At 71.3% G+C, this 18,640-nt stretch carries 16 protein-coding genes; 2 read left to right on the top strand and 14 right to left on the bottom strand.

The window, feature by feature from the left end:
- Nucleotides 1-20 precede the first annotated feature (20 nt).
- From ACIQVD_RS27045 to uvrA, 11 genes are all read right to left on the bottom strand, one after another.
- Complete coding sequence (locus ACIQVD_RS27045; protein WP_014138616.1) at nt 21-308, bottom strand: RNA polymerase-binding protein RbpA; 288 nt, start codon at nt 306-308, stop codon at nt 21-23.
- A 162-nt stretch (nt 309-470) separates the two neighbouring features.
- On the bottom strand, nt 471-704 hold the full coding sequence (gene secG / locus ACIQVD_RS27040) for a preprotein translocase subunit SecG (protein ID WP_100840258.1): 234 nt from the start codon (nt 702-704) through the stop codon (nt 471-473).
- 87 nt (nt 705-791) lie between these two features.
- Complete coding sequence (tpiA, locus tag ACIQVD_RS27035) at nt 792-1,577, bottom strand: triose-phosphate isomerase (protein WP_400689846.1); 786 nt, start codon at nt 1,575-1,577, stop codon at nt 792-794.
- 7 nt (nt 1,578-1,584) lie between these two features.
- Nucleotides 1,585-2,790 carry a phosphoglycerate kinase gene (locus tag ACIQVD_RS27030; protein WP_400689843.1) on the bottom strand — a complete coding sequence of 402 codons (1,206 nt, stop codon included), beginning with the start codon at nt 2,788-2,790 and terminating at the stop codon, nt 1,585-1,587.
- Nucleotides 2,791-2,954: 164 nt separating this feature from the next.
- Nucleotides 2,955-3,962: a type I glyceraldehyde-3-phosphate dehydrogenase gene (gene gap, locus ACIQVD_RS27025; RefSeq protein ID WP_100840261.1), complete on the bottom strand. Its 1,008-nt coding sequence runs from the start codon at nt 3,960-3,962 to the stop codon at nt 2,955-2,957.
- A gap of 230 nt (nt 3,963-4,192) precedes the next feature.
- Nucleotides 4,193-5,173 (bottom strand): DNA-binding protein WhiA, encoded by a 981-nt coding sequence (gene whiA, locus ACIQVD_RS27020; protein ID WP_014138611.1) that lies wholly within the window; start codon nt 5,171-5,173, stop codon nt 4,193-4,195.
- Nucleotides 5,164-6,195, bottom strand: coding sequence for a uridine diphosphate-N-acetylglucosamine-binding protein YvcK (yvcK, locus tag ACIQVD_RS27015; RefSeq protein WP_100840701.1), 1,032 nt, complete (start codon nt 6,193-6,195; stop codon nt 5,164-5,166). Before yvcK ends, whiA begins: the two co-directional genes overlap by 10 nt.
- Before the next feature lie 86 nt (nt 6,196-6,281).
- Nucleotides 6,282-7,160: an RNase adapter RapZ gene (gene rapZ, locus ACIQVD_RS27010; protein WP_100840262.1), complete on the bottom strand. Its 879-nt coding sequence runs from the start codon at nt 7,158-7,160 to the stop codon at nt 6,282-6,284.
- Nucleotides 7,161-7,162: 2 nt separating this feature from the next.
- On the bottom strand, nt 7,163-9,166 hold the full coding sequence (gene uvrC, locus ACIQVD_RS27005; protein WP_402291974.1) for an excinuclease ABC subunit UvrC: 2,004 nt from the start codon (nt 9,164-9,166) through the stop codon (nt 7,163-7,165).
- A gap of 52 nt (nt 9,167-9,218) precedes the next feature.
- Nucleotides 9,219-9,665, bottom strand: a complete 447-nt coding sequence (locus tag ACIQVD_RS27000) for a Rieske (2Fe-2S) protein (RefSeq protein ID WP_402291973.1) — start codon at nt 9,663-9,665, stop codon at nt 9,219-9,221.
- Between the two features lie 107 nt (nt 9,666-9,772).
- Entirely contained in the window at nt 9,773-12,652 is a 2,880-nt protein-coding gene (gene uvrA, locus ACIQVD_RS26995) for an excinuclease ABC subunit UvrA (RefSeq protein ID WP_400689832.1), read from the bottom strand.
- A gap of 251 nt (nt 12,653-12,903) precedes the next feature.
- On the opposite strand from uvrA, the gene ACIQVD_RS26990 reads away from it, so the two are divergent.
- Nucleotides 12,904-13,716: a maleylpyruvate isomerase family mycothiol-dependent enzyme gene (locus ACIQVD_RS26990; RefSeq protein ID WP_400689829.1), complete on the top strand. Its 813-nt coding sequence runs from the start codon at nt 12,904-12,906 to the stop codon at nt 13,714-13,716.
- 67 nt (nt 13,717-13,783) lie between these two features.
- On the top strand, nt 13,784-14,437 hold the full coding sequence (locus tag ACIQVD_RS26985; protein ID WP_400689826.1) for an MBL fold metallo-hydrolase: 654 nt from the start codon (nt 13,784-13,786) through the stop codon (nt 14,435-14,437).
- A 79-nt stretch (nt 14,438-14,516) separates the two neighbouring features.
- Here the strand turns inward: ACIQVD_RS26985 and ACIQVD_RS26980 are convergent, their stop codons facing one another.
- From ACIQVD_RS26980 to uvrB, 3 genes are all read right to left on the bottom strand, one after another.
- Nucleotides 14,517-15,503 (bottom strand): TerC family protein, encoded by a 987-nt coding sequence (locus ACIQVD_RS26980; RefSeq protein ID WP_402291972.1) that lies wholly within the window; start codon nt 15,501-15,503, stop codon nt 14,517-14,519.
- A gap of 224 nt (nt 15,504-15,727) precedes the next feature.
- Nucleotides 15,728-16,312, bottom strand: a complete 585-nt coding sequence (locus ACIQVD_RS26975) for a TerD family protein (RefSeq protein ID WP_400689820.1) — start codon at nt 16,310-16,312, stop codon at nt 15,728-15,730.
- 222 nt (nt 16,313-16,534) lie between these two features.
- Complete coding sequence (gene uvrB, locus ACIQVD_RS26970; protein ID WP_402291971.1) at nt 16,535-18,625, bottom strand: excinuclease ABC subunit UvrB; 2,091 nt, start codon at nt 18,623-18,625, stop codon at nt 16,535-16,537.
- Between the last annotated feature and the right edge of the window lie 15 nt (nt 18,626-18,640).

The raw sequence follows: 18,640 nt of genomic DNA, 5'->3' as shown, positions 1-18,640 counted from the left end.
CTTCTCGTACTGCCGTGCGCTCAGATCTCGCCGCGCAGCTTGGCCAGCGCCTCGGCGAGGATCGCCTCGCCGTCGGCGTCGGTGCGGCGCTCGCGGACGTAGGCGAGGTGGGTCTTGTAGGGCTCGTTGCGGGCCGGGGCGGGCGGGTTGTGCTCGTCCTGGCCGGCGGGGAAGCCGCAGCGCGGGCAGTCCCAGGTGTCCGGGATCGCCGCCTCGGCGGCGAAGCTGGGGCGGGTCTCGTGCTTGTTGGCGCACCAGAAGGAGATGCGGTTGCGCGGGGCGGATTCACCGCGCTCCGCCTCGCCCATCGGGCCGGCGCCGACTCGGCTGCCTCGGATCGCGTTGCCACTTGCCACGGTCTGACTCCCTGCGTGCTGGTGCCGTCCGGCCGCGGCTGGGCGGACGGTGGCGAAGTCGTCCTAGTGTAAGCGCGAGTTAAGCCGGCGCCACCATCGCCCGCCGACTTCCTGTCAGTTGTTCTTGAGCAGCAGCCCGAGCACCACGATGCACGCGAACCACGAGATCCCGAGGATCACGGTGATGCGGTCGAGGTTGCGCTCGGCCACCGCGGAGCCGCCACCGGTCGAGGCCGCGCCGCCACCGAACATGTCGGACAGGCCGCCGCCCTTGCCCTTGTGCAGCAGCACCAGCAGGATCAGCAGCACGCTGAGGACGATCAGAGCAATCTCGAACCCGAGAACCACGACGGACCAACTCTCTCGAATCTTCGGCGAAGGGGCCGGGCCCGCTCCTCGCGGTCCGGCCCCAAAGCCTACGTTGCTGCAGTGGCGTTAGCCTACTGCCTGCTCACGGTAGCGCACGATCTTGACGAACTCATCGGCGTCCAGGGAGGCGCCGCCGATCAGGCCGCCGTCGACGTCGGGCTTGGCCATCAGGCCGGCCGCCGACGAGGACTTCACCGAACCGCCGTACAGCACGCGGACCTTGCCGGCCAGCTCGGCACCGTACAGCTCGGCGAGCCGGGCCCGGATCGCGCCGCAGACCTCCTGCGCGTCCTCGGGGGTGGCCACCTCGCCGGTGCCGATCGCCCAGACCGGCTCGTACGCGACGACGACGCTCTCGGCGTCCGAGGCCGGGACGCCGTCGAGGGCGCCGTCGAGCTGGGCCAGGGTGTACGCGACGTGGGTGCCGGCCTTGCGGATCTCCAGCGGCTCGCCGATGCACAGGATCGGGGTGATCCCGTTGCGGTAGGCGGCCTTCACCTTGGCGTTGACGATCTCCTCGTTCTCGCCGTGGTACTGGCGGCGCTCGGAGTGCCCGATCACCGCGTAGGCGACCTTGAGCTTGGCCAGCATCGGGCCGGAGACCTCGCCGGTGTAGGCCCCGCCGTCGTGCTGCGAGATGTCCTGCGAGCCGTACTTGAGCTTCAGCTTGTCGCCGTCGACCAGGGTCTGCACCGAGCGCAGGTCGGTGAACGGGACCAGGACGGCGACCTCGACGGCCTCGTAGTCCTTGTCGGCCAGCGAGAACGCCAGCTTCTGGGTGTGCTGGATGGCCTCGAGGTGGTCGAGGTTCATCTTCCAGTTGCCCGCCATCAGCGGGAGACGCTCAGTCATGTCTTTCTCAGTCCTCCAGGGCGGCGAGACCGGGAAGGGTCTTGCCCTCCAGGTACTCGAGGCTCGCGCCACCGCCGGTCGAGATGTGTCCGAACTTCGCCTCGTCGAACCCCAGGGTGCGCACCGCCGCCGCCGAGTCGCCGCCGCCGACCACGGTGAACGCGTCGGAGTCGAGCAGCGCCTGGGCGACCGCCCGGGTGCCGTCGGCGAACGCCGGGTGCTCGAAGACGCCCATCGGGCCGTTCCAGAACACGGTCTTCGCGTCGGCGATCTTCTCCGCGAACAGTTGGGCGGTCCTCGGGCCGATGTCCAGGCCGAGCGCGCCGTCCGGGATCGCGTCCACGTCGACCACCGCGTAGTCCTCGACCGGGGCGCCGGTCTTGACGTCCGGGAAGCTGCCGGAGACCGCGGTGTCCAGCGGGACCACGAACTCGACGCCCTGCTCGGCGCCGCGCTTCAGGTAGTCCTGGACGACCGGGATCTGGTCCTCCTGGAGCAGCGAGGCGCCCACGCCGTGGCCCTGGGCCGCGATGAAGGTGTACATCATGCCGCCGCCGATCAGGATCCGGTCGGCCTTGCCGAGCAGGTTCTCGATCACGCCGACCTTGTCGGAGACCTTCGAGCCGCCGAGCACCACCACGTACGGGCGGGCGACGTCCTCGGTGAGGCGCTTGAGGACGCCCACCTCGGTGGCGATCAGGTCGCCGACCGCGTGCGGCAGCCGGGCCGGGAGGTCGTAGACGGAGGCGTGCTTGCGGTGCACCGCGCCGAAGCCGTCGCCGACGTACAGGTCCGCGAGGGCGGCCAGCTCGTCGGCGAACGCGCCGCGCTCGGCGTCGTCCTTGGCGGTCTCGCCGGCGTTGAAGCGCAGGTTCTCCAGCAGCGTGACCTCGCCGTCGCCGAGGGCGGCGACGGTGGCCTTCGCGCTGTCCCCGACGGTGTCGGTGGCGAACGCCACCGGACGGCCGAGGATCTCGCCGAGGCGGACCGCCACCGGCGCGAGGGAGAACTTCGGGTCCGGCTCGCCCTTGGGACGGCCCAGGTGCGAGGCGACCACCACGCGCGCGCCGCGCTCGACGAGCTTGGCGATGGTCGGCGCGACGGCGCGGATCCGGCCGTCGTCGGTGATGGTGTCACCGGACAGCGGCACGTTGAGGTCGGCGCGGACGAACACCCGCTTGCCGGAGACCTCCAGGTCTTCGATCGTCTTCACGGTCTTGCTCCTCAGGGGGTGGAACGGTGCGCAGACGGCGACACGACGGCGGGCCACCGGTATCGGGGAGTGGGACGGACGAGGGTGGGCGCAGCGGCAGGGCCCGGTCGGCGGTGACAGCCGTCCGGGCCCTGCCCCTCACGTCACGTCGACTACCGCCGGGGTCAGAGCTGGTCGCCGACCAGGGAGACCAGGTTGACCAGGCGGTTCGAGTAGCCGAACTCGTTGTCGTACCAGCCGAGCACCTTGACCTGGTTGCCCTGCGCCATGGTCAGCTGCGAGTCGAAGATGCAGGAGTGCGGGTCGTTCACGATGTCCGAGGAGACGATCGGGTCCTCGGTGTACGCCAGGTAGCCCTTGAGCGGGCCCTCCTGCGCGGCCTTCTGGAAGGCGGCGTTGACCTCGTCCTTGGTGACCTCGCGCTCCAGGGTGACCACCAGGTCGGTGATGGAGCCGGTCGGGACCGGGACGCGCAGCGAGGTGCCGTCCAGCTTGCCCTTGAGCTCCGGCAGGACCAGGGCGGTGGCCTTGGCGGCACCGGTCGAGGTCGGGATGATGTTCTGCGAGGCGGCGCGGGCGCGGCGCAGGTCCTTGTGCGGGAAGTCCAGGGTGACCTGGTCGTTGGTGAAGGCGTGCACGGTGGTCATCAGGCCCTTGACGATGCCGAAGTTCTCGTGCAGGACCTTCGCCATCGGCGCCACGCAGTTGGTGGTGCAGGAGGCGTTGGAGATGATGTCGTGCGCGGCCGCGTCGTACTTGTCGTCGTTGACGCCCAGCACGATGGTGATGTCCTCGTCGGTGGCGGGCGCCGAGATGATGACCTTCTTCGCACCGGCGGCGAGGTGCTTCTTCGCAGCCTCGGCCTTGGTGAAGATGCCGGTGGACTCGACGACGATGTCGGCGCCCAGCTCGGCCCAGGGAAGGTTGGCGGGGTCGCGCTCGGCGGTGACCTTGAAGGTGTGACCGTCGGCGGTGATGCTGTCCTCGGTGTGCGAGACCTCGCCGGGGAAGGTACCGAGAGTGGTGTCGTACTTGAGCAGGTGAGCCAGCGTCTTGGTGTCGGTCAGGTCGTTGACACCGACGATCTCGATGTCAGCGCCCTGGGACTTGACCGCACGGAAGAAGTTGCGGCCGATGCGGCCGAACCCGTTGATGCCTACCCGGATCGTCACGAACCGATCTCCTCTTAGGTACGCCGGGCCGGAGCCCGACGGGGGTGAAATTTGGGTTGTCCCCGACCACTGCTGACCCTACCTCGCCCAAGTGTCGCAAGGCACATCGCCTCACCGGTAGGGCGCGGCGGCCCGGACGTGCGCAGGGGGCGTGCGCGACGGGCGGCGGCGGGTGCCGCTGCCTGCCGCGCACGCCCCCTGCGGTGCGCCTCGGGACGGTTGACGGGCCGTCAGTTCAGGGCCATCTCCTCGGTCAGGTTGGCCTCGGTGTTCGGCAGGCCGAGTTCGGCGGCCCGCTTGTCGGCCATCGCCAGCAGCCGGCGGATCCGCCCGGCCACCGCGTCCTTGGTCAGCGGCGGGTCGGCGAGCGCGCCGAGCTCCTCCAGCGAGGCCTGCTTGTGCTGCATGCGCAGCGCGCCGGCCGCGGCCAGGTGCTCGGGCACCTCCTCGCCGAGGATCTCCAGGGCGCGCTGCACCCGGGCGCCCGCGGCGACCGCGGCCCGGGCCGAGCGGCGCAGGTTGGCGTCGTCGAAGTTGGCCAGCCGGTTGGCGGTGGCCCGCACCTCGCGGCGCATCCGGCGCTCCTCCCAGGCCAGCACCGACTCGTGCGCGCCGAGCCGGGTGAGCAGCGCGCCGATCGCGTCGCCGTCGCGGATCACCACCCGGTCGACGCCGCGCACCTCGCGGGCCTTCGCCGGGATGCCGAGCCGGCGGGCCGCGCCGACCAGGGCGAGCGCCGCCTCCGAGCCGGGGCAGGTGATCTCCAGGGAGGAGGAGCGGCCGGGCTCGGTCAGCGAGCCGTGGGCGAGGAAAGCGCCGCGCCAGGCGGCCTCCGCGTCGCAGGTCGCCCCGGAGACCACCGCCGGGGGCAGGCCCCGGATCGGCCGCCCTCGTCCGTCCACCAGCCCGGTCTGCCGGGCCAGCAGCTCGCCGTCCTTCACCACCCGCACCACGTACCGGCTGCCGCGTCGCAGCCCGCCGGGGGCCATCACCACCAGATCCGAGGAGTGTCCGAAGATCTCCAGGAGGTCCTTGCGCAGCCGCCGGGCCGCAATGCCGGTGTCCAGCTCCGCCTCGATCACGATGCGGCCGCTCACAATGTGCAGTCCGCCCGCAAAACGCAGGATCGCCGAGACCTCCGCCTTGCGGCAGCAGGCACGGGTGACGGGAAGCCGGGAGATCTCGTCTTTCACCGCTGCCGTCATCGCCATGGGCCGATCCTTCCATGAGTCCGGAAAATCCGGTCGTACGCGGCGGCCAAGAGCTCCGCGTCGTGTCGCGGCGTCCCGTCGTCGCGGGCCACCGAGTCGAGCACCAGGGCGGCGCCCATCCGCTCGGCGGCCTGTTCCAGGCCGGCCAGGTCGGCCACGCCGAAGGCGCCGCCGCTGACCGCCCGCTCGTCCACCAGGATCGCATCCACCGCCAGGCCGGGGGCGTGGTCGGCGATCACCTCCAGGTGGCGCTGCGGGGTGAAGCCCTCGGTCTCGCCGGGCTGCGGGGCGAGGTTGAGGGTGAGCAGGCGGCGGGCCCGGGTCTCGGTGAGCGCCTTGGCCAGCTCGGGGACCAGCAGGTGCGGCAGCACGCTGGTGAACCAGGAGCCGGGGCCGAGCACCACCCAGTCCGCCTCCAGGACGGCCTGCACGGCCTCCGGGACGGCCGGCGGCCCGTCCGGCAGCAGCCGGATCGACTGCACGGTGCCGGGCGTGACCGCCACCGCGGCCTGGCCGCGGACCGCGGACACCTCGCCGGGCCGCAGCGGGTCGTGGCCGCGGACCTGCGCCTCGATGTCCAGCGGGACGGCCGACATCGGCAGCACCCGGCCCTGCACGTTCAGCAGCCGGCCGACCCAGTTCAGCGCCTCCACCGGGTCGCCGAGCTTCTCCCACAGCGCCACGATCAGCAGGTTGCCCACCGCGTGGCCGCCGAGCTCGCCGGTGCCGGCGAAGCGCTGCTGGATCACCTCGGACCAGGTCCGGCCCCACTCGTCGTCGCCGCAGAGCGCGGCCAGCGCCTTGCGCAGGTCGCCGGGCGGCAGCACCCCCAGCTCGGTGCGCAGCCGGCCGCTGGAGCCGCCGTCGTCGGCGACGGTGACCACGGCGGTCAGCTCGGTGGTGAGCCGGCGCAGCGCGGACAGCGACGCGGACAGGCCCTGGCCGCCCCCCAGCGCGGCGATCTTCGGCACGCCGGGGCGCGGCTGGACGGCCCGCTCGGCCGGTCTGGTCCGGAGCTGCAGCCGCGCTGGCAGGTATCCCGTCACGCCGACCCCATGTTCCTGTCTCGTGCTCGGCCGGGGCGGCGGTGCGGGGGTTCCCCGGCCGCCTACTCCCGGCCCATGTCCCGGTGGACCAGCACCGTCTCGACCCCGTCCGCGATCAGACGCTTGGTCAGCTGCTCGGACATCGCCACGCTGCGGTGCTTGCCTCCGGTGCAGCCTACGGCAAGCGTCATGTAGCGCTTCCCCTCCCGGCGGTAGCCCTCGGTGACGATCCGCAGCAGCTCGGTGTACCCGTCCACGAACTGCTGGGCCCCGGGCTGCTGGAAGACGTACTCCGCCACCTCCGGGTCCGTGCCGGTGCGGGCACGCAGCTCGGGCACCCAGTGCGGGTTGGGCAGGAAGCGGCAGTCCACCACCAGGTCGGCGTCGACCGGCAGGCCGTACTTGAAGCCGAAGGACATCACGGTGGCGCGCAGCTCCGGCTCGTCCTGGCCGGCGAACTGGGCGTCCATCTTGGCGCGCAGCTGGTGCACGTTGAGGTTGGAGGTGTCGACCACCAGGTCGGCCTCGCCGCGCAGCTCGCGCAGCAGCTCGCGCTCCTGGGCGATGCCGTCGACGATCCGGCCGTCGGCCTGGAGCGGGTGCGGGCGGCGGACCGACTCGAAGCGGCGCACCAGCGCGTCGTCGGAGGAGTCCAGGAAGACCACGCGCAGCCGCACGCCGCGCTTCTCCAGCTCCTCCAGCGAGGTCAGCAGGTCGTCGAAGAAGGTCCGGCCGCGGACGTCGACCACGACGCCGATCCGCGGCACCGCGCCCTGCGAGCGGGCCCCGAGGTCGACCATGGTGGGGATCAGCGCGGGCGGCAGGTTGTCGACCACGAACCAGCCGAGGTCCTCCAGGCACTTCGCGGCGGTGGAACGACCCGCCCCCGACATGCCCGAGATGATCACCAGCTCGGGGGTGGTCTCCCCCCCGTTGGACACTGTCACGTCTCTTCCCCGCTTCTCGGTACTGCTGTGGCCGTGCTGTCTTCGATGATCTCGCCGGTCGCGGTGTTGACCGCGAATGCGGCGGGTGTACGGGAGGCCAAGGCTGCGGCAACAGTCTCGGCGGTGCGGCGCCCGACCCCGGGGACCTCGCACAGTTCGTCGACGGTCGCCGCCCGCAGCTTCTTCAGCGAACCGAAGTGCTTGAGCAGGGCCCGGCGGCGAGTCTCGCCCAGCCCGGGGACCGAGTCCAGCTCCCCCGCCGTGAGCCGCTTGGCGCGCTTGGCCCGCTGGTAGGTGATGGCGAAGCGGTGCGCCTCGTCGCGGACCCGCTGGAGCAGGTACAGGCCCTCGCTGGAGCGCGGCAGCACCACCGGGTCGTCCTGGCCGGGCAGCCACACCTCCTCCAGCCGCTTGGCCAGGCCGCACACCGCGACGTCGTCGATGCCCAGCTCGTCCAACGCCCGGACGGCGGCGGCGACCTGGGGCTGCCCGCCGTCGACCACCAGCAGCTGCGGCGGGTAGGCGAAGCGCTTGGGGCGGCCGTTCTCGTCGAGCGGCGAACCGTCCTCCTCCGGGGCCTCCTCGGGCACCGCCCACTCGCCGGTGTGCTCGCGCTCCTGGAGGTAGCGGCGGAAGCGGCGGGTGATCACCTCGTGCATCGAGCGGACGTCGTCCTGGCCCTCGAAGCCCTTGATCTGGAACCGGCGGTACTCGCTCTTGCGGGCCAGGCCGTCCTCGAACACCACCATGGACGCCACCACGTCCTCGCCCTGGAGGTGCGAGATGTCGAAGCACTCGATGCGCAGCGGCACCGAGTCCAGCTCCAGCGCCTCGGCGATCTCCTGGAGGGCGCGGCTGCGGGTGGTGAGGTCGGAGGCGCGCTTGGTCTTGTGCAGCGCCAGCGCCTGCTGGGCGTTGCGCTGCACGGTCTCCATCAGGTCCTTCTTGTCGCCGCGCTGCGGGACCCGCAGGTCGACCTGGGCGCCGCGCAGGCCGGTGAGCCACTCGTGCACGGCCTCCTCGGGCAGCGCGGGGACGAGCACCTCGCGCGGGACCTGCTCGCTGCCCTCGCCGTACAGCTGCTGGAGGGCGTGCTCGACCAGGCCCGCGGTGTCGACGTCCTCGACCCTGTCGGTGACCCAGCCGCGCTGGCCGCGCACCCGGCCGCCGCGGACGTGGAAGATCTGCACGGCGGCCTCGAGTTCGTCCTCGGCCAGGGCCAGCAGGTCGGCGTCGGTGCCGTCGGCGAGCACCACCGCGTTCTTCTCCATGGCGCGTTGCAGCGCGGCCAGGTCGTCGCGCAGCCGGGCGGCCTTCTCGTACTCCATCTCGGCGGCGGCCTGCTGCATCTGCTGTTCCAGCCGGCGCAGGTGGCCGCCCGTCCGGCCGGCCATGAAGTCGCAGAACTCCTCGGCGAGTTCGCGGTGCTCGGCGGCGCTCACCCGGCCCACGCAGGGCGCCGCGCACTTGCCGATGTAGCCGAGCAGGCAGGGGCGGCCGACCTGCTGGGCGCGCTTGAAGACGCCGTTGGAGCACGTCCGCACCGGGAAGACCCGCAGCAGCAGGTCGACCGTCTCGCGGATCGCCCAGGCGTGCCCGTACGGGCCGAAGTAGCGCACGCCCTTCTTGTGCGCCCCGCGCATCACCTGGACCCGGGGGAACTCCTCGTTCAGGGTGACGGCGAGCTCCGGGTAGCTCTTGTCGTCCCGGTACTTGACGTTGAACCGCGGGTCGAACTCCTTGATCCAGGAGTACTCCAGCTGGAGCGCCTCGACCTCGGTGGACACCACCGTCCACTCCACGGACGCCGCGGTGGTCACCATCGTCGCGGTGCGCGGGTGCAGGTTCGCCACGTCCTGGAAGTACGAGGAGAGCCGCTGGCGCAGGCTCTTCGCCTTCCCCACGTAGATGACCCGGCCGTGCGCGTCACGGAACTTGTACACCCCGGGCGAGAGCGGGATCGCCCCCGGCGCCGGTCGGTAGGTGGACGGGTCTGCCATGCCCCTACCGTACCGACTGGCGCGGACACTCCGCGGCGTCCGGCGGGGTTCGTCAGCTCTTGGTGACCTGGAGGTTCCCGTTCTGCACCGCGACCCGGTAGGCGGGCAGCGGCGCGGGGGCCGGGCCGTCCTGCACCGCGCCGTCGGAGATCCCGAACCGGCTGCCGTGGCACAGGCACTGGATCTGCTCCTTGACGACGCCGTTGACCAGGCAGCCGGCGTGGGTGCACTTGGCGCTGAACGCCTTGTACTCCCCGGCGGTCGGCTGGGTCACCACGACGCCCTGCTCCCGGTACACCTTCCCGCCGCCGACCGGGACGTCCGCGGCCGCGCCGAGGTCGACCGGGACGGCGGACGCGCCCTTGCCGTCGCCCTCGGTGGCGGACGCGCCCTTGCCGTCGCCCTGGGCGGCGGAGGAGCACCCGGCCGCGGTGGCCCCGGCGAGCGCGACGGCCGCGCAGCACAGGACGGTCCGGCGGGAGGCGGTGGGCTCGGGCATCGGGACTCCTCGGTGCGGGAAGGGGCGCCGAGCAACGTAGCACGCGCGCAGCGGACCGCCCGGGGAGCGGCCTGCGCTCCCCGGGCGGTCCTCGCTCGCCCCCGGTGCTACTTCCTGCGCCGCTTGGCGGCGGGCGCCGCGTCCGAGACGCCCGGCAGGATGTCGCGCAGGAACTTGCCGGTGTGGCTGGCGGTGGAGGCCGCGACCTCCTCCGGGGTGCCCTCGATGACCACGCTGCCGCCGCCGGAGCCGCCCTCGGGGCCCATGTCGACCAGCCAGTCGGCGGTCTTGATGACGTCGAGGTTGTGCTCGATGACGATGACGGTGTTGCCCTTCTCGACCAGCCCCTCCAGGACCTTGATCAGCTTGCTGATGTCCTCGAAGTGCAGGCCGGTGGTGGGCTCGTCCAGGACGTAGACCGTCCGCCCGGTGGAGCGCTTCTGCAGCTCGGCGGAGAGCTTGACCCGCTGGGCCTCGCCGCCGGAGAGGGTGGTGGCGGGCTGGCCGAGCCGGACGTAGCCGAGGCCGACCTCCTTGAGCGTCCTGAGGTGGCGGGCGATCGCGGGGACGGCCTCGAAGAAGTCGAGCCCCTCCTCGATCGGCATGTTCAGCACCTCGGCGATGGACTTGCCCTTGTAGTGGACCTCCAGCGTCTCCCGGTTGTAGCGGTCGCCGTGGCAGACCTCGCAGGGGACGTAGACGTCCGGCAGGAAGTTCATCTCGATCTTGATGGTGCCGTCGCCGGAGCAGTTCTCGCAGCGGCCGCCCTTGACGTTGAACGAGAACCGGCCGGGCAGGTAGCCGCGGACCTTGGCCTCCTGGGTCTCCGCGAACAGCTTGCGCACGTGGTCGAAGACGCCGGTGTAGGTGGCCGGGTTGGAGCGCGGGGTCCGGCCGATCGGGGACTGGTCGACGTGCACCACCTTGTCGACCAGGTCGGTGCCGGTGATCCGGGTGTGCCGGCCGGGGACGCTGCGGGCGCCGTTCAGCTCGCGGGCCAGGTGCGCGTACAGGATGTCGTTGACCAGCGTGGACTTGCCGGAGCCGGAGACGCCGGTGACGGCGGTGAAGGTGCCCAGCGGGAAGGCGACCGTGACGTCCTTGAGGTTGTGCTCGCGGGCGCCGTGCACCACCAGCTGGCGTTTCTTGTCGCGCGGGCGGCGGGTCTCCGGGATCGGGATGGCGCGCTTGCCCGACAGGTACTGGCCGGTCAGCGACTCCTCGTTGGCCAGCAGCTCCTTCAGCGAGCCGGAGTGCACCACCTTGCCGCCGTGCTCGCCGGCGCCGGGGCCGATGTCGACGATCCAGTCGGCGGTCTTGATGGTGTCCTCGTCGTGCTCGACGACGATCAGCGTGTTGCCGATGTCGCGCAGCCGGACCAGGGTCTCGATCAGCCGGTGGTTGTCGCGCTGGTGCAGGCCGATGGACGGCTCGTCCAGCACGTACAGCACGCCGACCAGGCCGGAGCCGATCTGGGTGGCCAGCCGGATGCGCTGGGCCTCGCCGCCGGAGAGGGTGCCGGCGGCGCGGTTGAGCGAGAGGTAGTCGAGGCCGACGTCCACCAGGAAGCGCAGCCGCTCCAGCACCTCCTTGAGCACCCGCTCGGCGATCTGCTTGTCCCGGCGGTCCAGCCGCAGCGCGCCCAGGAAGTCCGCGCAGTCGCTGATCGACATCGCGGAGACCTCGGCGATGGACTTCTCCATCACCGTCACGGCCAGCACCACCGGCTTGAGCCGGGTGCCCTTGCAGGTCGGGCAGGGCACCTCGCGCATGTAGCCCTCGAAGCGCTCGCGCCCGGCGTCGCTCTCCGACTCGGAGTGCCGGCGGGTCACGAACGGGACGACGCCCTCGAAGGCGGTGGTGTAGGAGCGCTCGCGGCCGTAGCGGTTGCGGTAGCGGACCTCGACCTGGGTCTTGTGGCCGTACAGCAGCGCCTTGCGGGCCCGGACCGGCAGCCCGGCCCACGGGATGTCGGTGCGGAAGCCGAGCTCGCCGGCCAGCGCGTTGACCAGCCGCTGGAAGTACTCCTTGGTGGCGCCCTGCGACCAGGGGTGGATGGCGCCCTCGTCCAGCGACTTCTCCTCGTCGGGGACGAGCAGCTCCGGGTCGACCTCCATCCGGTTGCCCAGGCCGGAGCAGTCCGGGCAGGCGCCGAACGGGGAGTTGAAGGAGAAGGAGCGCGGCTCCAGCTCCTCGAAGGAGACGTCGTCGTACGGGCAGTAGAGGTGCTCCGAGAACATCTTCTCGCGCTCGGGGTCGTCCTCCGCCAGGTCGACGAAGTCGAGCACCACCATGCCGCCGGCCAGCTTGAGCGCGGTCTCCACCGAGTCGGTGAGCCGGCGCTTGGCGCCCGCCTTCACCGTGAGGCGGTCGATGACCACCTCGATGGTGTGCTTCTCCTGCTTCTTGAGCACCGGCGGCTCGGTCAGCTGGACGGTCTGCCCGTCCACCCGGGCCCGGGCGTAGCCCTTGGACTGCAGGTCGGCGAAGAGGTCGACGAACTCGCCCTTGCGCTCCCGGACCACCGGGCTGAGCACCTGGAACCGGGTGCCCTCGGGCAGCTCCAGCACCTTGTCGACGATGGCCTGCGGCGACTGCCGGGCGATCGGGCGCCCGCAGTGCGGGCAGTGCGGCTTGCCGATCCGGGCGAACAGCAGGCGCAGGTAGTCGTACACCTCGGTGATGGTGCCGACGGTGGAACGGGGGTTGCGGCTGGTGGACTTCTGGTCGATCGAGACGGCCGGGGAGAGGCCCTCGATGAAGTCCACGTCCGGCTTGTCCATCTGCCCGAGGAACTGCCGGGCGTACGAGGACAGCGACTCGACGTAGCGCCGCTGGCCCTCGGCGAAGATCGTGTCGAAGGCGAGGGAGGACTTGCCGGACCCGGAGAGGCCCGTGAAGACGATGAGGGAGTCCCTGGGCAGGTCGAGCGAGACGTTCTTGAGGTTGTGCTCACGTGCACCACGGACGACGAGGCGGTCTGCCACTGCTACTGGCGCCTTTCTCCGGGTCGAAGGGAGGAGGGGGATGTGCTTCTTCGTGCTTCTTCCAGGATGCGCCCGCCAGCGTACTGGCTCATTCGTTCGAATCTGAGCCGGTCGGCCGGAGCCACCCGGACGGGTGAACGGCACCCGCGCTCGACGGTAGCGTCAACGACTGACAACCGGCCCGGGCAACGCCCCGGGCCCGCACCGCACCGCCTCGACCCGTTTTCCCGACCGTCGAAAGGCCATGCCCGATGAGCGACGCCACCACCGCGGCCACCACCGCCGCGGCCGCCGCAGCCGAGCGGCTGCGGGCCACCGCGGAGAGCACCGACCTGCTGCTGCACACCCTGGCCGAGCTGGAGCCCGCGGCGGTGTTCGAACCCTCCGCCCTGTCCGGCTGGACCCGCGGGCACCTGCTGACCCACCTCGCCCGCAACGCGGACTCCCTGGTCAACCTGCTCACCGGCGCCCGCACCGGGCGGCAGGTCCCGCAGTACGCCACCCCGCAGACGCGGGACGCCGACATCGAGGCCGGGGCCGGACGCCCGCTGGCCGAGCAGGTCGCCGACCTCCGGGAGAGCCAGCGGCGCTTCCAGGACTTCGCCGCCGGGCTGGAGCCCGAGCACTGGGCCGCCCCGATCACCCACCGCGACGGCACCGTCTTCCCGGCCTGGCAGGTGCCGGGGAAGCGGCTGATCGAGCTGGAGTACCACCACGTCGACCTGAACGCCGGCTACACCCCGGCACACTGGCCCGAGCCGTTCGCCGTCGCCGAGTTCCAGCGGCTGGGCGCGCGCCTCGCCGCGCGGGACGACCTGCCCGACCTGCTGCTGGTCGCCGAGGACGCCGGGCTCCGGGTCCGGCTCGGCGGCGGCGGTGACAGCAGCGACGGCACCGGCGCCGGCGACGGCGGGGCGCCCGGGCTGGTCGCCGAGGGCCCGGTGCGGGCGCTCACCGGCTGGCTGTCCGGCCGCTCGGACGGGGACGGCCTCCAGGTCCACCGCGGCGACGAGGGCCTGGTCGACCCCCGCGGCGCACTGCCCGCGCTCCCCCCGATGGGATGATGGGCTGCGAGTGGACGGAATTGACGGAATCGGCGGAACAGCCCGGCGGCGAGCGAGGAGCGGCGTGATGACGTACCACGGAGCGGTGAAGGTCGGCGGGGCACCGGACGTCCGGGAGCTGGCCCACCTGATCATCACCAAGGTCGCGGTCGGACCGCACGACAACAACGCGTACCTGCTGCGCTGCCGGGCCACCGACGAGCAGCTGCTGATCGACGCCGCCGCCGACGCGCCGGTGCTGCTGGAGACCGTCGGCCCCCGGCTGGCCGCGGTGGTCACCACCCACCGGCACCGCGACCACTGGGGCGCGCTGGCCGAGGTGGTCGCCGTCACCGGGGCCCGCACCATGGCCGGGCGGATCGACGCCGAGGGCATCGACGTGCCCACCGACCTCCCGTTGGAGGACGGCTCGGTGGTCCGCTTCGGGCAGATCGAGCTGACCGTCCGCCACCTGGTGGGCCACACCCCCGGCGCGATCGTGCTGCTCTACGACGACCCGCAGGGCCACCCCCACCTGTTCACCGGCGACTGCCTGTTCCCGGGCGGCGTGGGCAACACCTGGGGCGACCCGGCCGCCTTCGACTCGCTCTTCCGGGACGTCAACGAGAAGGTCTTCGACCGGCTCCCGGACGAGACCTGGGTCTACCCGGGCCACGGCGACGACACCACCCTGGGCGCCGAGCGCCCGCACCTGCCGGAGTGGCGCGAGCGCGGCTGGTGAGCACGACGGCCCGGGGCCCCGCCGCAGCAGTGCGGCGGGGCCCCGGGCGGGCACGACCGGATCAGGGCCGCGGGCCGGATCAGGCGTCGATCTTCGCGGGCTCCTCGGCCCGCTCGGCCCGCTGCTGCTTCCGCGCGGCGACCAGGCTGGTCACGGTGGTGACCGCCAGGGTCAGCACGATGAAGCCCAGCGAGACCGGGATGCTGATCTCCGGGACGTGCACGCCGCTCTCGTGCAGCGCGTGCAGCACCAGCTTGACGCCGATGAAGCCGAGGATCACCGACAGGCCGTAGGAGAGGTGGACCAGCTTCTTCAGCAGGCCGCCGATCAGGAAGTACAGCTGGCGCAGGCCCATCAGCGCGAAGGCGTTGGCCGTGAAGACGATGTACGGGTCCTGGGTGAGGCCGAAGATGGCCGGGATCGAGTCCAGGGCGAACAGCACGTCGGTGGTGCCGATCGCCAGCATCACGATCAGCATCGGGGTCATCAGCCGGCGGCCGTTCTCCCGGATCAGCAGCTTGGTGCCGTGGTAGCGGTCGGTGGACGGGAAGCGTCGCTCGATCGACTTGAGCAGGCGGTTCTCCTCGAACTCCTCCTCCTCCTCGTCGGCCCGGGCCTCCTTGATCAGCTTCCAGGCCGTCCAGACCAGGAAGGCGCCGAAGAGGTAGAACACCCAGGAGAAGTTCGACACCACCGCCGCGCCGCCGGCGATGAAGACCGCCCGCAGCACCAGGGCGATGATCACGCCGAACATCAGCACCCGCTGCTGGTAGATCCTGGGCACCGCGAACTTGCCCATGATCAGGATGAACACGAACAGGTTGTCGACGCTGAGCGACTTCTCGGTGATGTAGCCGGCGAAGAACTCGCCGGACGGCTTCCCGCCGCCGTACCACCAGAGGAAGCCGCCGAACAGCCCGGCCAGGGCCACCCAGACCGCCGTCCAGATGCCGGCCTCCCTCACGGAGACCTCGTGCGGCTTGCGGCCGCCGATGAAGAAGTCGGCCACGATCAGGGCGATCAGCACCGCGATGGTGCCGGCCCACAGGCCCGCGGATACGTCCATGTCTGCTCCTCCGGCAGATAGGCGAACACTCGTCACTGCCGGAGGTCTCTTCCGCCGCGCGGCCCGCTCCCGGCGGGTGCCGCACGGCCAGCGCCCCGGGGCGCCGCGATGGGCGCCCGTGATGACGGGGTCGCTGAACGGGGAATACTCCCCTCCGCTCCCAGAAGGTTAACAGGAAGCCCAAGGAAAGGTAAAGAAGGTAAAGAAGCCCCGCTGTCGAAGGGTCAGAGGAACGGCTCGATGAAGGGCAGCATGTCCCGGAAGGTGCGGCCGCTGGCCGGGGCGCCGATGGCGGTCATCCTCCAGCCGCTCTCGCCGTCCCGCTCGACCTTGGCCATGATCTGCCCGGTGTGCGGGCCGCCGCCGGTCAGCTCGTAGCGGGCCAGCTCCTTGCCGGTGGTCTCGTCGACCAGCCGGCAGTGCGCGTTCTGCACCTCCATGAAGTTCTGGCCGCTGTACGAGCTGACGGTGAAGACGATCTGGGTGACCCGCTGGGGCACCTTGGTCAGGTCGACCAGGATGCTCTCGTCGTCGCCGCCCGCCCCGACCCCGCCGACCAGGTTGTCGCCGGTGTGCCGGACCGAGCCCTCGTTGCTGACCAGGTGGGAGAAGAACACCACGTCGCTCATCGCCTTGCCGTCGTACAGCAGGGCGGACGCGTCGAGGTCGATCTCCTTGGGGCGGCGGCTGAAGAAGCCGCGCTTGCCGGGGGCGGACTTCCACCCGAGGCCCATCCGGACCACGGACAGGGTCTCACCGGTGGACTTCAACAGGCTCACGCTCTGGCCCTTGGCCAGGTTCACGGACACGCTGCCGACCTCTGCTTCCTCCGGGCCCCGCCCGGCGTCCTGTCGCACCTCCGGCCGTACCCGGAACATCCCGGCCCCGGGCAGACCGCGCCCCACCCTACGCCGACGCACCGCCGTTGCACCGCCGGTGCGGCGCCGAAGGGTCGGGCTGTGGCCAAACTACGACACAACGGCACCCGCCGGACGGGGAATCGCCCCCGTCCGGCCGCGGGTGACGCCGGATCAGGCCATTCCCGCCTCGCGCATCTGGCGTAGCTCGCGCTTGAGCTCCTTGACCTCGTCGCGCAGCCGGGCCGCCACCTCGAACTGCAGCTCGGCCGCGGCGGTGTGCATCCGGTCGGTCATGCCCTGGATCAGCTCGGCGAGTTCGGCCGCGGGCAGGCTCTTGGCGGGCTTGCGCTCGATGCCCAGCGCCGGGACCGGCGCCTTGCCCTTGCCCTGCTGCCGGTAGCCGGTGGCGAGCAGCTCCTCGGTGTCGACGTCCTCCCCGGCCATGGTGGAGAGCAGGTCGCCGATCTTCTTCCGCAGCGGCTGCGGGTCGATCCCGTGCTCCTCGTTGTACGCCTGCTGGACGGCGCGCCGGCGGTTGGTCTCGCTGATCGCCAGCTCCATCGCCGGGGTGATCTTGTCGGCGTACATGTGCACCTGGCCGGAGACGTTGCGCGCGGCGCGGCCGATGGTCTGGATCAGCGAGGTGCCGGAGCGCAGGAAGCCCTCCTTGTCCGCGTCCAGGATCGCAACCAGCGAGACCTCGGGCAGGTCGAGTCCCTCGCGGAGCAGGTTGATGCCGACCAGCACGTCGTACTCGCCGGCCCGCAGCTCGCGCAGCAGCTCGATCCGGCGCAGCGTGTCGACGTCGCTGTGCAGGTAGCGGACCCGGATGTCGAGGCCGAGGAAGTAGTCGGTAAGGTCCTCGGCCATCTTCTTGGTGAGCGTGGTGACCAGGACGCGCTCGTCCTTCTCCACCCGCTGCCGGATCTCGTGCACCAGGTCGTCGATCTGGCCCTCGGTCGGCTTGACGATCACCTCGGGGTCGATCAGGCCGGTCGGGCGGATGATCTGCTCGACCTGGCCGTCGCCGCGGGCCAGCTCGTACTTGCCCGGGGTGGCCGACAGGTAGACGGTCTGGCCGATCCGCTGCTGGAACTCCTCCCACTTCAGCGGCCGGTTGTCCATCGCCGAGGGCAGCCGGAAGCCGTGCTCGACCAGGGTGCGCTTGCGCGAGGCGTCGCCCTCGTACATCGCGCCGATCTGCGGGACGGTGACGTGCGACTCGTCGATGACCAGGAGGAAGTCCTCCGGGAAGTAGTCGAGCAGCGTGTTCGGCGGGGAGCCGGGCTCGCGGCCGTCGAAGTGCATCGAGTAGTTCTCCACGCCCGAGCAGGTGCCGATCTGGCGGAGCATCTCGATGTCGTAGGTGGTGCGCATCCGCAGCCGCTGGGCCTCCAGCAGCTTGCCCTGCTTCTCCATCCGGGCCAGCGTCCGCTCCAGCTCGGCCTCGATGCCGCCGATCGCCCGCTCCATCCGCTCCGGGCCGGCCACGTAGTGCGAGGCGGGGAAGACGTAGACCGAGTCGTCCTGGCTGATCACCTCGCCGGTCAGCGGGTGCAGCGTGTACAGCGCCTCGATCTCGTCGCCGAACATCTCGATCCGGACGGCGAGCTCCTCGTAGACCGGGAAGATCTCGACCGTGTCGCCGCGGACCCGGAAGGTGCCGCGGGTGAACGCCAGGTCGTTGCGGGTGTACTGGATGTCGACGAAGCGGCGCAGCAGGGCGTCCCGGTCGACCTCCTCGCCGACCTTCAGGCGGACCATCCGGTCGACGTACTCCTGCGGGGTGCCGAGGCCGTAGATGCAGGAGACGGACGCGACCACGATCACGTCCCGCCGGGTGAGCAGGCTGTTGGTGGCGGAGTGGCGCAGCCGCTCGACCTCCTCGTTGATCGAGGAGTCCTTCTCGATGTAGGTGTCCGTCTGCGGGACGTACGCCTCGGGCTGGTAGTAGTCGTAGTACGAGACGAAGTACTCGACCGCGTTGTTCGGCAGCAGCTCGCGGAACTCGTTCGCCAGCTGGGCGGCCAGCGTCTTGTTCGGCGCCATCACCAGGGTGGGGCGCTGCAGCTTCTCGATCATCCAGGCGGTGGTGGCCGACTTGCCGGTGCCGGTCGCGCCGAGCAGGACGACGTCCTTCTCGCCGGCGCGGACGCGGCGCTCCAGCTCGGCGATGGCCGCCGGCTGGTCACCGTTGGGTTGGTAGGGGCTGACGACCTCGAAGGGCGCCACGGACCGCTCGATACTCGTGATGGGACGCACGCCCTCCACGGTACG

The sequence above is a fragment of the Kitasatospora sp. NPDC090308 genome (assembly GCF_044769485.1).
Lineage (GTDB): Bacteria > Actinomycetota > Actinomycetes > Streptomycetales > Streptomycetaceae > Kitasatospora > Kitasatospora fiedleri.
Note: the sequence above shows the minus strand (reverse complement) of the source record. Positions and strands in the feature narration are given on the sequence as shown.